11 protein-coding genes are annotated in these 13,809 nt (G+C 63.2%); 10 read left to right on the forward strand and 1 reads right to left on the reverse strand.

What is annotated here, in order from left to right; all coding sequences use genetic code 11:
- The first annotated feature begins 4 nt into the window (after positions 1–4).
- The 8 genes from H290_RS0116645 to H290_RS30245 all read left to right on the forward strand — a co-directional run bounded on the left by H290_RS0116645 (position 5) and on the right by H290_RS30245 (position 8,797).
- Positions 5–1,354 (forward strand): MCE family protein, encoded by a 1,350-nt coding sequence (locus H290_RS0116645; protein WP_020107955.1) that lies wholly within the window; start codon positions 5–7, stop codon positions 1,352–1,354.
- The gene (locus tag H290_RS0116650) at positions 1,351–2,418 is read left to right on the forward strand and encodes an MCE family protein (protein ID WP_020107956.1); all 1,068 of its coding nucleotides are present in this window, start codon (positions 1,351–1,353) and stop codon (positions 2,416–2,418) included. The genes H290_RS0116645 and H290_RS0116650 overlap by 4 nt, the downstream gene beginning before the upstream one ends.
- Positions 2,419–2,461: 43 nt before the next feature.
- Positions 2,462–3,496 carry an MCE family protein gene (locus tag H290_RS0116655; protein WP_028463293.1) on the forward strand — a complete coding sequence of 345 codons (1,035 nt, stop codon included), beginning with the start codon at positions 2,462–2,464 and terminating at the stop codon, positions 3,494–3,496.
- On the forward strand, positions 3,496–4,752 hold the full coding sequence (locus tag H290_RS0116660; protein ID WP_081631616.1) for an MCE family protein: 1,257 nt from the start codon (positions 3,496–3,498) through the stop codon (positions 4,750–4,752). Before H290_RS0116655 ends, H290_RS0116660 begins: the two co-directional genes overlap by 1 nt.
- Positions 4,752–6,068: an MCE family protein gene (locus tag H290_RS0116665; protein WP_020107959.1), complete on the forward strand. Its 1,317-nt coding sequence runs from the start codon at positions 4,752–4,754 to the stop codon at positions 6,066–6,068. Before H290_RS0116660 ends, H290_RS0116665 begins: the two co-directional genes overlap by 1 nt.
- A complete protein-coding gene (locus H290_RS0116670) occupies positions 6,065–7,306 on the forward strand; it encodes an MCE family protein (protein WP_020107960.1) in 1,242 nt (413 codons plus the stop codon). The genes H290_RS0116665 and H290_RS0116670 overlap by 4 nt, the downstream gene beginning before the upstream one ends.
- A 103-nt stretch (positions 7,307–7,409) precedes the next feature.
- Positions 7,410–8,027 (forward strand): hypothetical protein, encoded by a 618-nt coding sequence (locus tag H290_RS0116680; protein ID WP_028463294.1) that lies wholly within the window; start codon positions 7,410–7,412, stop codon positions 8,025–8,027.
- Complete coding sequence (locus H290_RS30245; protein WP_020107963.1) at positions 8,027–8,797, forward strand: hypothetical protein; 771 nt, start codon at positions 8,027–8,029, stop codon at positions 8,795–8,797. The genes H290_RS0116680 and H290_RS30245 overlap by 1 nt, the downstream gene beginning before the upstream one ends.
- A gap of 73 nt (positions 8,798–8,870) precedes the next feature.
- Here the strand turns inward: H290_RS30245 and H290_RS0116690 are convergent, their stop codons facing one another.
- Entirely contained in the window at positions 8,871–9,584 is a 714-nt protein-coding gene (locus H290_RS0116690) for a DUF4352 domain-containing protein (RefSeq protein WP_020107964.1), read from the reverse strand.
- 322 nt (positions 9,585–9,906) lie between these two features.
- Between H290_RS0116690 and H290_RS31195 the strand changes: the two genes are divergently transcribed.
- Complete coding sequence (locus tag H290_RS31195) at positions 9,907–10,050, forward strand: hypothetical protein (RefSeq protein ID WP_155976885.1); 144 nt, start codon at positions 9,907–9,909, stop codon at positions 10,048–10,050.
- Between the two features lie 253 nt (positions 10,051–10,303).
- Positions 10,304–13,792, forward strand: coding sequence for a DNA-directed RNA polymerase subunit beta (locus H290_RS0116700; protein ID WP_028463295.1), 3,489 nt, complete (start codon positions 10,304–10,306; stop codon positions 13,790–13,792).
- Positions 13,793–13,809: the final 17 nt, after the last annotated feature.

A 13,809-nucleotide genomic window follows, 5' to 3' on the forward strand; every position in this document is an offset into this window, starting at 1 on the left:
CCCGATGCAGGCACTACGGCGCCGGGCCCTCGGTCTGGTGTTTTTCATCGTTGTCGCGCTGTTCTTCACGGTGACGATCATGCAGTACAACAAGTCGTTCACCAGCACGGTGGATGTGAAGCTCACGACCACGTCAGCGGGCAACGCGCTGCCCTCCAACGCCGATGTGAAGGCCCGCGGCCTCATCGTCGGTGAGGTCACCGGGGTGGAACCGAACATCGAAGACGGCTCGGTCACCGTCACCCTGTCACTACAGCCGGACAAGGCCGAGTTGCTGCCCACCGACACCACGGCGCGCATCCTCCCGAAGACCCTTTTCGGCGAGCGGTATGTGGCGTTGCAGATCCCCGAAGGCCAGGAGGCCTCCTCGGCGGATCATCTGTCCGGCGGATCGACGATCGACGAAGACACGTCGGGTAACGCCGTCGAACTCCAGGAACTGTTCGACAAGCTGCTCCCGGTCCTCGAAGCAATCCCGCCCGCCGACCTCAACGTGACACTGTCGGCGTTGTCGAAGGCGCTGACGGGTAACGGCGACAAGTTGGGGACGAGCTTCTCCGAGCTCAACACCATCTTCAAAGAGATCAACCAGAACATGCCCGAACTGCAGGGCACTCTGCGTGGGCTGGCGAGTTTCTCCCAGACCTACTCCGAGGCGCTGCCCGACCTTGTGGATTCGTTGGACAACCTGCGCACGACAACCAACACGCTGTACGAGAAGCAAGATGACCTGAAGACCACGATCGCCGCGGTCACCCAGGTCGCCATCGACGGCACCAACTTCCTGGTGACCAACCGGCAGGACCTGGTCGATCTGGCCATCGAGTCCGAACCGCTGCTCACGGCCCTGGCCAAGCAGTCACCGGCGTTTCCTTGCACATTCAAGAACTTCGCCGGACTCGTGCCGGAGGCCAACGTCATCACCGGCGCGGGCACCGAGAATCCCGGTGTCCGGGTGAGCCTGCGGTTCGTCAACCCGCGTGGCCGGTACCTGCCGAACCAGGACGAACCGCGATTGCTCGATGAGCGTGGACCGACCTGCTACCCCCTGGCGACCAACGGCCGGCCGTTCCCGCAGTACCCGGGTGGTTCGGTGAACGACGGTTCCTACCAGCCACCGTCCCGTAATGCCGGACCGCGCAATGTTCCCGAGTTGCCGCCTGCGCAGTACTCGACCATGCCCGCGGGAACCGCCACCGAGCAGACGCCGGTCAACTACAACGACCCGCGGAACAAGCTCCAGATGCAGGCCATCGTGGCTGCCTCGGCCGGTAAGGATCCCTCCGAGGTCCCGGGCTGGATCACGCTGCTCGCGGCGCCCACCGTGCAGGGAGCGCAGGTGAGCATCAAATGAAGGGCTTGATTGCGCCACTGATCAAACTGATCGTGTTCGCGGTGGTCACCGTGTTCGCGACGTCGGTGCTGGCTTTTGCCGTGGCAAACGGCGGAGGCGGGGGCGGTACCGACTTCAACGCGATTTTCGAGGACGCGACCCAGGTCGCCCCCGGCGACGATGTCCGGATCGCCGGCGTCAAGGTCGGCCAGGTCAGCGGCGTCGAGATCCACGATCGCTCCCAGGCCAAGGTCAGCTTCTCGGTCGACCGCGACCGGCTACCCGCCGGCGTACGAGTGGTGATAAAGCTCCGCAACCTCACCGGGCAGCGATACCTGTCGCTCGAGCAGGGGCCGGGCGATGCGACGCAGACCATCGGCAGCGGATCCACCATCGGACTGCCCAACACCGTCGAGGCGATCAACCTCACCGAGCTCTTCAACGGATTCAAGCCGCTGTTCCAGGAGCTGACGGCCGAGGACGTGAACAAGCTGTCGGCGTCGATCATCCAGGTCTTCCAGGGCGAGAGCGGCACGATCTCCGAACTCGTCCGCGACACCGCGAGCCTGACCAACACGATCGCTGACAAAGACGCCGTGATCGGCAGCCTGATCGACAACCTCAACGTGGTGCTGGGCAACCTCAACGCACACGATGACCAGTTCACGGCCCTGCTGACCAACACCGAAAAGTTCGTCACCGGGCTTGCCGCACAAAAGGACTCGATCGGGTCCGCCATCACTTCGCTGTCGAACCTGACCGCGGTGACGGCCTCGATCCTGCAACCCACACGGGCATCGATCCAGGGTTCGATCGCGGCACTGAACGACCTGGGAACGACGGTCGTGGAGCAGCAGGACTCGATCAAGCAGACGCTGACCAACCTGCCCATCAAGCTCCAGAAGATCGGCCGGGCCGCAACATTCGGTTCGTGGTTCCAGTTCTATCTCTGTGGATTGGACATCACAGCCGGTAACGGATCGAGTGTGCTGCTGACGCAGCCGCTGGTTCCGATCCCGAACATCAATCACGTGCTCTACACCAGCGCTGCGACGCGCTGCTGGGCGAACGAGGATCCACCGTGAACATGACAATCCGCCGGCAGGCACAACGCAGGGAGGTGATGCAATGAGTGATCGACCAGGTGAGGGCAGGAGCCCGGTGACCGTGGGATTCCTCGGCATCCTGATCCTGCTGATGGTGGCGACGTCCGCGTTCTTCCTCAGTTCGTTGCCGCTCATCGGGGCGGGTGTCACCTATGCCGCGAACTTCTCCGAGGCAGCCGGGCTCAAACCCGGCGCCGAGGTGCGCGTGGCCGGCGTCAAGGTCGGCGATGTCCGGACGGTCGACCTCGACGGTGACAAGGTCCGGGTCGAGATGCGGGTGACCAACGCCTGGATCGGAAACCAGACCAAGGCGTCCATCCAGATCAAAACCGTTCTGGGACAGAAATATGTCGCGCTCGATCCGCAGGGCACCAAGATCGCCGATCCCGACGAAGTGATCCCGCTCAGTCGCACCACGTCGCCTTATGACGTGATCGAGGCGTTCTCCGATGCCGCCGACCAGATCGACGACATGGATACCACCCAGCTCGCGACGAGCATGCGCACCCTCTCGGACGCGTTCTCGGGAACACCAGCCGACCTGCGGTCGTCGCTGGACGGTCTGACCCGGCTCTCGGAGACCATCTCCAGCCGCGATCAGAAGGTGCAGGAGTTGCTGGCGGCCACCAAGGACACGTCCAAGCTCCTCGCCGACCGCAACGACGAGTTCGAGCGCCTGATCTCCGGGGCGGGGGAGTTGCTGACCGAACTCAACAACCGCCAGCAGTCGATCTCGACGCTGTTGTCTAGCACGATCACGCTGTCGGACGCGTTGTCGGGAATCGTCAAAGACAACCAGGAACAGATCGGTCCGACGCTCAACACCCTCAACCAGGTGATCGCGATCCTGCAGGACCAGAACGAGAACCTGCGGCAGTCGCTGACCTATATGGCCCCGTTCTACCGGCTCTACGCCAACGTGCTCGGTAACGGCCGCTGGTTCGAGTCCGTCGTGACCAACATCCTGCCGCCGGCATTGCCGCAGCAGAACACCACGCGGCCGCCGGTCATGAACAACACCACACTCAACAGCGGCGGAACGGAGGCCGGCGGATGATGACCACGGCACGCGACCTCCAGGGCACCCGGGGACCCGGGCGCTGGTTCACTCCCAAACACATCGTGTTCATCGTCGTGGGGCTGATCTTGGCGCTACTGATCGCCGGCTCGTTGTGGTGGGTTTTCAAGCGCGTCACCAGCACGACGGTGACCGCATACTTCCGGAGCAGCGTCGGCATCTATGACGGCAGCGATGTCCGGGTGCTCGGGGTCGGAGTCGGTCAGGTGACCGAGGTGACCCCGCAGGGTGATCAGGTCCAGGTGAAGATGCGCGTCGACGGCAGCGTCGATCTGCCCGCCGACGTCGGCGCCGCGCAGATCACTCCGTCGGTGGTGGCCGACCGCTACGTGCAGCTGACCCCGGTCTATATCGACGGCCCCAAGGCCCCGAAGAGTTTCACCCTGCCCGTCGAGAAGACGATGGTCCCGGTGGAGGTCGACGAGCTCTACGCCAGCGTCCAGAAGCTGTCGACCGCCCTCGGACCGCAAGGCGCCAACAAGGACGGAGCCGTCTCCGAACTGGTGACGACCGGTGCCGAGAACCTCGCCGGTAACGGTGAGGCGCTGGGGGAGACGATCAGCGGATTGTCGAAGGCAGCCAACACCTTGAGCGAGTCGCGCGGCAACCTCGTCGACACGATCAAGAATCTCGACAGCTTTGTCGGAATGCTGGCCAAGAACGATGAGCAGGTGCGCCGCTTCAATACGCAGATGGCGTCGTTCAACACTTTCCTGGCCGGTGAACGTGAACAGCTCGGGACCGCACTGGACAAGTTGTCGGTGGCGCTCGGTGATGTCGCGGGATTCGTCCAGGACAACCGCGAAGCCCTTGACGACGCGATCGAAGGCCTGATCCCGACCACCCAGATGCTGGTGGACACGAAACAGTACTCGAAGGAAATCCTGGAAGTGCTCCCGGTGACCCTGTCGAACCTGGTCAACGCCTACAACGCGGAATCGGGGACACTCGACCTGCATCTGACGCTGCCCGACTTGCAGAACCTGCTCGGCGCGCAGTGTGGATTCCTGGATCTGGGCAAGCTCAAGCCCGGTGATCCGGCGTTCGAGCAGTTCAGCTCGACCGTCCAGCCGATCGTCGATGCGTGCAAGCACGTGGCCGATGAGATCAACTCACACATCCCGCCGAATCTGGTCCTGCCGTTCGGCATCATGAGCAACGAGAATCTCCAGAACGCCGGACCCGTTCCGGGCACCGTGCCCGGTACGCCCGCGCCGGGATTGGGGGGCAACTGATGAGCCGGTGGAGCAAGGCAGGCGCTGCCGCGCTGATCGGGGCCGCGGTGATCGCGGTCGGTGGTTGCGGTAGTCAGGGACTCCAGTCGGTCCCGCTCCCCGGCGGTGCGCCGCTGGGGGACAACCCGCGGACGTACAAACTCCAGTTCCTCGACGTCCTCGATCTGGTGCCGCAGTCGACGGTCAAGTTCAACGGCATCGAGGTCGGGCGGGTCCAGGAGATCAAGGTCGCGCCCGATCAGTGGACGGCGGAGGTCACCATCGAGGTGCAGGACCGCGTCGACCTCTCCGACGAGGCGCGCGCCGAGATCCAGCAGACCAACCTGCTCGGTGAGAAGTACGTCGCGCTGGAGGATCCGCAGGAGAACGCTGACCTGCCCCGGCAGAATCCGGACGAGGTCATCGGCTGTCCGAGCGTCGGGGACGGCGACTGCCGCACCCGGACCGCAACCGACATCGAACAGGTCCTGGGTGCGTTGTCGCTGCTGCTGAACGGTGGCGGCGTGGCCCAGATCAAGCCGATCGTCGATGAGCTGAACATTGCACTGGAAGGCCGTCAGACCGAGGTCAAGGGACTGCTCAACGAGACCGCGCGTCTGATCGACGGTCTCGATGATCAGAAGGACGACATCGTCACCGCGCTCGAGGGACTCGACGCGCTGTCGAGCCGGGCCCGCGCTCAGACCGACCAGATCAATCGGGTGCTCGACGAGCTGCCGAAGGGTATCCAGGTTCTCGAGGAGCAACGGCCGCAGTTCGTGACGATGCTTCAACAACTCGACCGCCTCGGTGAGGCCGGCGTTGCAGTTCTCGGAACCGCACATGACGCGATCATCACCGATCTCAAGGCCCTGCGCCCGGTGCTGCAGTCGCTGGCGCAGGCCGCTCCGGACATCATCACCGCGGCGCCGCTGCTGTTCACCTATCCGTTCCCGGACAGCCTGATGCCCGCGGTCATCGGTGATTCGACCAACCTGTTCGGCGACCTCGACCTGCGGCTGCTCAATCAGCTCGAAGCGCTTGGCGTCGGGCAGGGTGAACCGGTGTACAGCCCGCCGAAGACCGGGCCCACACCGATCATCGATCCGCAGAATCCGTACTACAACGGCAACGGACCGCGCCTGGGATGGCCGACGATCACGTTGCTGCCGCTGCCCAACGCGCAGCCGGGGCCGAACACCCCGCCGTCGGGTGGGCAGTACGCGCTGATGCCGGACGAACGTGGTCAGCAGAGCTTCATCCAGAGTCCGTTGAATCTGCTGACCAATGCCAACGCAGCTGCAGCAACTAGACCCGATTCGGGAGGTGGGTCATGACCTCCAAGGTTGTGAAGTGGCAGCTGATCGTATTCGTTGTCGTCGGTGTGGTGGCGCTGGTCTATGTCGGTGCAACCTATGCGAAGCTGGATCGGGTTGTCGGTGTCGGTTCGTACACGGTCAAGGCCCAGTTCGCCGATTCCGGCGGCATCTTCACCAACGGTGAGGTGACGTACCGCGGTGTGCCGGTCGGACGCGTCGGACCGTTGACGCTGCAACCGGACGGTGTCCAGGTCGAACTCGACCTCGATTCCGGTGGTCCGGACATCCCGGATTCGGCCATCGCGGTGGTCGCGAACCGCTCTGCGATCGGCGAGCAGTACATCGATCTGCGGCCGCCGAACAACTCGGGCCCGTATCTGAAGGACGGGTCGGTCATCACCGACACGAAGATCCCGCCACCGCTGCAGGATGTGCTGAAGTCGGCGGTCGATTTCACCGATTCGATCCCGGTGGACGATCTGCGGACCGTGGTGACCGAGCTCGGCAAGGCGTTCAACGGCAATGCCGACAACCTCGAGTCGTTGGTCGATTCGCTGGCGAACCTGTCCGAGGCCGGCCTCGACAATCTGCCGCAGACGATTTCGCTGATCCAGAACAGCAACACCGTGCTCAGTACCCAGGCCGAGCAGTCGGACGAGATCCTGGCGTGGTCACACAATCTGGAACTGGTGACCGAGACGCTGCAGGCCTCTGATCCGGCCATCCGGCGATTGCTGACCACCGGCACCGCCAGTGCCACCCAGATCTCGCAACTGTTGCAGGACAGCGGCGGCGACATCACCACGGTGGTCCACAACCTCGCCGAGACGGTCAACACGATCGCACCGACGTTCTATGGCATCAGCCCGGCGCTGGCGTTGCTCTCCGCGCTGTCGAGCGGCAGCTACAGCCCGGCGCCCGGTGACGGCACCATCCACTTCGGCATCGTGCTCGAGATCAACAATCCACCCGCGTGCACGGTGGGCTACGAGAGCACCGAGGCGATCATCGCCGCGGAGAAGGCCAAGAACCCCGACTTCGACGTCAACTACGACGATTTCCCTTTCAACACTGAGGCCAGTTGTCAAGTGGCACAGGGTAATCCGACCGGTGTGCGAAGCGCGGAACGAGCTCAGTTCGCTGATCCGAACACACCTCAGCCGTGGGACGACAACCCCAAGAAGATGCCGGACACCCTCAACCTGAATCCCATCGCACGACAGATGGCGTTCCTGCTCGGAGTGCGCCCGCAATGATCACGAAGACGAAGCCCAAGGCGAAGCTCGCCTTGGAGCTGGAGATGAAGCCGAAGGTGGAGCTCGACTTGGTAATGACAAAAGTGTGTACCTTGGGCGGGCGATGACTACGACTTCTCAGCCCAGCGGTAAGCGACATCTAGGTTCGCAGCAGCTGTGGCTACGAGTTTGTGCTGCCCTCGCGGTGGTCGCTCTCGTGGCTGCGGTGGTGTTCGCCGGCATCTTCGGTTACCGATGGATCGACGCCGCTTTCTTCGGTGTCCAGGACACGCAGGAGGTCCGGGACGACGCCCAGGACGGCGCCGAGCAGGTGATCCTCAACGTCACCAACATCGACCCGAAGAACCTGACGGCATTTCGTGAGCAGGTGGACTCGTCGCTGACCGGCAACGCCCGCACGCAGATCACCGCGGAAGACTTCGAGACGCTCACCAAGCAGGTCGATGCAAATGGTGACAAGACGGCGACGCTGACGTCCGTGGTCAAGCGCAGTGGTGTGGTCGAGTTCAACGAAGACGACAAGACCGCCAAGGTGCTCGTGTACGTCGATGTCACCAGTACGGTCCCCGGAGCCCAGCCGACAACGTCGAACATGGGGTTCTCGGTGGATGTGGTCCACGAGGACGGCGGCTGGAAGGCCACGGACATCCAGTCGATCGACGCGATCGGACTGCAGGATCCGGCCGGCACCACCACCGCCCCGACCACAGGGGGTAACTGATGACAGGCCCACGTAAGCCGGCTCGTCCCAGCGCACCGCGCGGCAAGATCCGGGTTGCCGGCACCGGTCCGTCCACCGGCAAGGTGACCGGTGAATCAGCCGACGAGACCGACGCGAAGCCGGTATCCGTCACGAAGCCCGCCTCGACCGATAAACCGGTCTCCACGAAGAAGTCGGTGTCCGCGGAGAAATCCGCGCCGGCGGAGAAGTCCGTACCGACCGAGAAGTCCCCGCTTCCCGGTGCGGCGCCTGCGGATTCCGGGTCCGGATTCCTGACCTGGCGCAAGGTCCTGATTGTTGCGGCCATCGCACTGGTGGTCGGGGTGTTTGCGGTCGTCGCCGCATTCAAGCCCGGGGTGACGGCCGCCGAATCGAACCTCGCGTTCACCGAGGCCTCGGAGACCAGTGCGCTCAAGGCCCAGGCCGGCGACCGGATCTGTGCAGTGCTGTCGGTCGATCCCACCAAGTTCGACGACTGGGCGAACAAGGCCAAGACCGGTCTCACGGGCGAAGCATTGACCCAGTTCAACGAGTATCAGAAGACCACCAGGGACCTGGCCGCACAGAGCGGGCAGGGTGCCGAGTGCAAAGTCGACATGGTTGCCGTGAGCTACCTGGACGACTCGAATGCAACCGTCATCGCAACCTTGATCATCAGCGGCACCCAGCAGGGTGTCGCGGTCCTGACCGGACCCGGCCAGGCGCGTACCGAACTCGGACTGCAAAAGGTGGACGGTCAGTGGCTGATCAGCCGCATCTCTGATTTCTGACCCCAGAACTGCGCGCAGACATCAAACAAGGCCGCGATCTCGAAAGCGAGATCGCGGCCTTGTTGTCGGAGCTTTAGGCCAGCTTGACCTCGACTCCTCCTGAGAACATCGAGTCGTGCAGTTCAACCTTTGACGGTGTGGCGTCAGCAGGCATGTCGAAGACCAGCTGAATGTTCACGCTGTTACCGGGATTGATTTTGTCCCAAACCGGGATGTCCGAACTTGTGGCGGCGATCATCGCTGTCGTGTCGGCCTCGAATTCGCGTCCCTGGGCGTCAAACAATTTTTGATCCAGGGGACTGAATGACTCAGGCTTGTCGGAGATGTTCTTCACCGTGATATTCACCAGAACGAACTGTCCGGAAGCCTGCTGATTGAGGTAGGGATTGTCGCCGACGTCGGCAACGCCGGCTTCAACACCGGCGACGACGAACTCGAACTTGCCATCGCGTACCGGAGTGTTCAGTCCCGCGGTCGTGTCCGCCGCGGGAGCAGAATCGTTCTGGGGTTCGTTGGCCTGCTGATTGGAGCCGGCGTCGGCCGGCTGAGTCGTGGTCGCCGCAGCAGTGGAGTCCTCGTCTTTCTTGTCGCCGCCTCCGGCAGCAATGGCGATGACGATGACGGCAACAATGCCGCCAACGATGAACGGCCACTTCTTGCGCTTCTTTTGCGGGGGAGGCGGAGGCGCCCAGTTGGGTGCACCGCCCTGATATGGCTGTTGAGGCTGCTGCCCGGGAACACCCTGCGAGTTGTTGCCTCCGACAGGAGCCTGGGGTGGGAATGTCATTTTTGTCCTTGTGTCGATCAACTATTACCCACCGATCCAGCACGGTCTGATCAGTACTCGCGGTTGGCGGGTGCGTTGGCGAGGCCTGTGCCGGAACGGAATTCCGAATGCTAGCGACCGCGTAGACGTTCATCTGAACGGACTACACGTACTGGTTCGCCGGGCGCGCGCGCCCGATCTGGCAGGGCGAAGGCGTGAGATTGCCATTTCGAGATCGGCCGCGTTCCAAGCCGGGTTCAAGCGATCGGTCGCCTTGATCGATCGACCGCACGGAGGTCGGGAGGTAACGTGGCGCCGCGATGGTGGCCACTCGGAGACTCAAATGCGACCGCCATCACATCGCTGGTGGTCAGCAGCACCCAGCTGGGTGCGGCGGGTCCTGACCGGACCCGGCCAGGCGCGTGCCGAACTCGGACTGCAAAAGGTGGACGGTCAGTGGCTGATCAGTCGCATCTCGGATTTTTAACCTCGAAAAACGCGCGTTCCTCTTGACGCGAGGCCATCTTGGTTGCAGTCTGTTCGCAGTAACCAAATGAGGTTGTTTACGTGCGCCCATTTTCTGGTACAGTTGGACGTTGCGCTGGCTGCGTCCTGTCCACCTCACGATTTCACCTTCCGACCACAGAGCTTGTGGCGTCCTGGTGATCGCCGTTGATCAGGCCGAACAGCAGCGAACACCACTAGGGCACAACGAGTAATTCGTGTTGGAAGGACATATCTTGGCAGTCTCCCGCCAGTCCACCTCAACCATTCCAGGTGCGCCTCGGCGCGCCTCTTTCGCAAAGATCAGCGAGCCACTGGAAGTACCCGGACTGCTTGATGTGCAGCTCGAGTCCTTTGAGTGGCTGGTTGGTGCCGCGGAATGGCGTGAGCGCGCTGCTTCACGCGGCGTTGGAAACCCCACCGGCGGCTTGGAGGACATCCTCGCCGAACTGTCCCCGATCGAGGACTTCTCCGGTTCCATGTCGCTGTCTTTCTCCGACCCGCGTTTCGACGAGGTCAAGGCCTCTGTCGCGGAGTGCAAAGACAAAGACATGACCTACGCGGCTCCGCTGTTCGTCACCGCCGAGTTCATCAACAACAACACCGGCGAAATCAAGTCCCAGACCGTGTTCATGGGCGATTTCCCGATCATGACCGACAAGGGCAGCTTCGTCATCAACGGCACCGAGCGTGTCGTCGTGAGCCAGCTGGTCCGTAGCCCCGGCGTCTACTTCGATGCGAGCATCGACAAGGCCACCGAGAAGACCCTGCACAGCGTCAAGGTCATCCCGGGCCGTGGTGCCTGGCTCGAGTTCGACATCGACAAGCGCGACACCGTCGGCGTCCGTATCGACCGCAAGCGCCGCCAGTCGGTCACCGTGCTGCTCAAGGCGCTCGGCTGGACCAAGGAGCAGATCGAGGAGCGCTTCGGCTTCTCCGAGATCATGATGTCGACGCTCGAGAAAGACAGCACCGCCAACACCGACGAAGCCCTCCTCGAGGTCTACCGCAAGCTGCGCCCGGGCGAGCCCCCCACCAAGGAGTCCGCGCAGACCCTGCTGGAGAACCTGTTCTTCAAGGAGAAGCGCTACGACCTGGCCAAGGTCGGCCGCTACAAGGTCAACAAGAAGCTCGGCCTGGTCGAGAACCCGATGGCCGGCGCCCCGGTGCTGACCGAAGAAGACATCGTCGCCACTGTCGAGTACCTGGTGCGTCTGCACGAGGCCGACCCCAACATCACCAGCACGATGACCGTGCCCGGTGGTGTCGAGGTTCCGGTCGAGGTCGACGACATCGACCACTTCGGTAACCGTCGCCTGCGTACCGTCGGCGAGCTCATCCAGAACCAGATCCGCGTGGGCCTGTCCCGCATGGAGCGTGTGGTCCGCGAGCGTATGACGACTCAGGACGTCGAGGCGATCACGCCGCAGACCCTGATCAACATCCGTCCCGTGGTCGCTGCCATCAAGGAGTTCTTCGGAACGTCGCAGCTGTCGCAGTTCATGGACCAGAACAACCCGCTGTCGGGTCTGACCCACAAGCGCCGCCTGTCGGCGTTGGGCCCCGGTGGTCTGTCGCGTGAGCGTGCCGGCCTCGAAGTCCGTGACGTCCACCCGTCGCACTACGGCCGTATGTGCCCGATCGAGACCCCGGAAGGCCCGAACATCGGCCTGATCGGTTCGCTGTCGGTGTACGCACGGGTCAATCCGTTCGGCTTCATCGAGACCCCGTACCGCAAGGTCACCGACGGTGTCGTCACCGACGAGATCCAGTACATGACCGCCGATGAAGAGGATCGCTTTCTCATCGGACAGGCCAACACCAACTTCGATGCCAGCGGTGTCATCACGGATGAGCGCGTTCTCGTCCGGAAGAAGGGTGCCGAGGTCGAGTTCGTGACGTCGTCGCAGGTCGAGTACCTCGACGTCAGCCCGCGGCAGATGGTGTCCGTGGCCACGGCCATGATCCCGTTCCTCGAGCACGACGATGCCAACCGCGCCCTGATGGGTGCCAACATGCAGCGTCAGGCGGTGCCGCTGGTTCGCAGCGAGTCGCCGCTGGTCGGTACCGGTATGGAGCTCCGTGCCGCCATCGACGCCGGTGACGTGATCATCAACGGCAAGGCCGGTGTGGTCGAAGAGGTTTCGGCTGACTACATCACCGTGATGGCCGACGACGGCACTCGCGACACCTTCCAGATGCGCAAGTTCGCCCGCTCGAACCAGGGCACCTGTGCCAACCAGCGTCCGATTGTGGACGAGGGTCAGCGCGTCGAGGTCGGACAGGTCCTCGCGGACGGTCCTTGCACCGAGAACGGTGAGATGGCCCTCGGAAAGAACCTCCTCGTGGCGATCATGCCGTGGGAAGGCCACAACTACGAGGACGCGATCATCCTGAGCCAGCGTCTCGTCGAAGAGGACGTGCTCACCTCGATTCACATCGAAGAGCACGAACTCGACGCCCGCGACACCAAGCTCGGTGCCGAGGAGATCACCCGGGACATCCCGAACGTCTCCGATGAGGTGCTCGCCGATCTCGACGAGCGCGGCATCATCCGCATCGGTGCCGAGGTTCGCGACGGCGACATCCTGGTCGGAAAGGTCACGCCGAAGGGCGAGACCGAGCTGACCCCGGAAGAGCGCCTGCTGCGCGCCATCTTCGGTGAGAAGGCTCGCGAAGTTCGCGACACCTCGCTCAAGGTTCCGCACGGTGAGACCGGCAAGGTCATCGGCATCCGCGTCTTCTCGCGTGATGACGACGACGATCTGCCTCCCGGTGTCAACGAGCTGGTCCGGGTGTACGTCGCCCAGAAGCGCAAGATCCAGGACGGCGACAAGCTCGCCGGCCGCCACGGCAACAAGGGCGTCATCGGCAAGATCCTGCCCGCCGAGGACATGCCCTTCCTGCCCGACGGCACCCCGGTCGACATCATCCTGAACACCCACGGTGTTCCGCGTCGTATGAACATCGGTCAGATTCTGGAGACCCACCTCGGGTGGATCGCCAAGACCGGCTGGAACATCAACGTGGCCGAGGGTGTGCCCGAATGGGCGTCGCGTCTTCCCGAGGACATGCTCTCGGTGGAGGCCAACACCAACACCGCCACCCCGGTGTTCGACGGCGCTCGCGAAGAGGAACTGACGGGCCTGCTGGCCTCGACGCTTCCGAACCGCGACGGCGAGGTGATGGTCAACGCAGACGGCAAGGCGACCCTGTTCGACGGTCGTAGTGGCGAGCCGTTCCCGTACCCGGTCTCGGTCGGTTACATGTACATCATCAAGCTGCACCACTTGGTCGACGACAAGATCCACGCGCGTTCGACCGGGCCGTACTCGATGATCACCCAGCAGCCGCTCGGTGGTAAGGCGCAGTTCGGTGGTCAGCGTTTCGGCGAGATGGAGTGCTGGGCCATGCAGGCCTACGGTGCGGCGTACACGCTGCAGGAGCTTCTGACCATCAAGTCGGACGACGTTGTCGGCCGCGTGAAGGTCTACGAAGCGATCGTCAAGGGCGAGAACATCCCGGAACCGGGTATCCCCGAGTCGTTCAAGGTGCTGCTGAAGGAACTTCAGTCGCTGTGCCTGAACGTCGAGGTACTCAGCTCCGATGGTGCCGCCATCGAGATGCGTGACGGCGACGACGAGGACTTGGAGCGGGCTGCGGCCAACCTGGGTATCAACCTCTCGCGCAACGAAGCTGCCACCGTCGACGACCTGGCCAACTGACCCACTTGCTACTCCTG

The sequence above is a fragment of the Nocardia sp. 348MFTsu5.1 genome (genome assembly GCF_000383535.1).
In the GTDB taxonomy this organism is placed as follows: domain Bacteria; phylum Actinomycetota; class Actinomycetes; order Mycobacteriales; family Mycobacteriaceae; genus Williamsia; species Williamsia faeni.

What these genes read in the sequence shown, in the direction of transcription:
- H290_RS0116650 (WP_020107956.1), top strand. Translation starts at nt 1,351, where the DNA reads ATGAAGGGCTTGATTGCGCCACTGATCAAACTGATCGTGTTCGCGGTG.
- H290_RS30245 (WP_020107963.1), top strand. Translation starts at nt 8,027, where the DNA reads ATGACAGGCCCACGTAAGCCGGCTCGTCCCAGCGCACCGCGCGGCAAG.
- H290_RS0116690 (WP_020107964.1), bottom strand. Translation starts at nt 9,584, where the DNA reads ATGACATTCCCACCCCAGGCTCCTGTCGGAGGCAACAACTCGCAGGGT.
- H290_RS0116655 (WP_028463293.1), top strand. Translation starts at nt 2,462, where the DNA reads ATGAGTGATCGACCAGGTGAGGGCAGGAGCCCGGTGACCGTGGGATTC.
- H290_RS0116660 (WP_081631616.1), top strand. Translation starts at nt 3,496, where the DNA reads ATGACCACGGCACGCGACCTCCAGGGCACCCGGGGACCCGGGCGCTGG.
- H290_RS0116665 (WP_020107959.1), top strand. Translation starts at nt 4,752, where the DNA reads ATGAGCCGGTGGAGCAAGGCAGGCGCTGCCGCGCTGATCGGGGCCGCG.
- H290_RS31195 (WP_155976885.1), top strand. Translation starts at nt 9,907, where the DNA reads ATGCGACCGCCATCACATCGCTGGTGGTCAGCAGCACCCAGCTGGGTG.
- H290_RS0116680 (WP_028463294.1), top strand. Translation starts at nt 7,410, where the DNA reads ATGACTACGACTTCTCAGCCCAGCGGTAAGCGACATCTAGGTTCGCAG.
- H290_RS0116670 (WP_020107960.1), top strand. Translation starts at nt 6,065, where the DNA reads ATGACCTCCAAGGTTGTGAAGTGGCAGCTGATCGTATTCGTTGTCGTC.
- H290_RS0116645 (WP_020107955.1), top strand. Translation starts at nt 5, where the DNA reads ATGCAGGCACTACGGCGCCGGGCCCTCGGTCTGGTGTTTTTCATCGTT.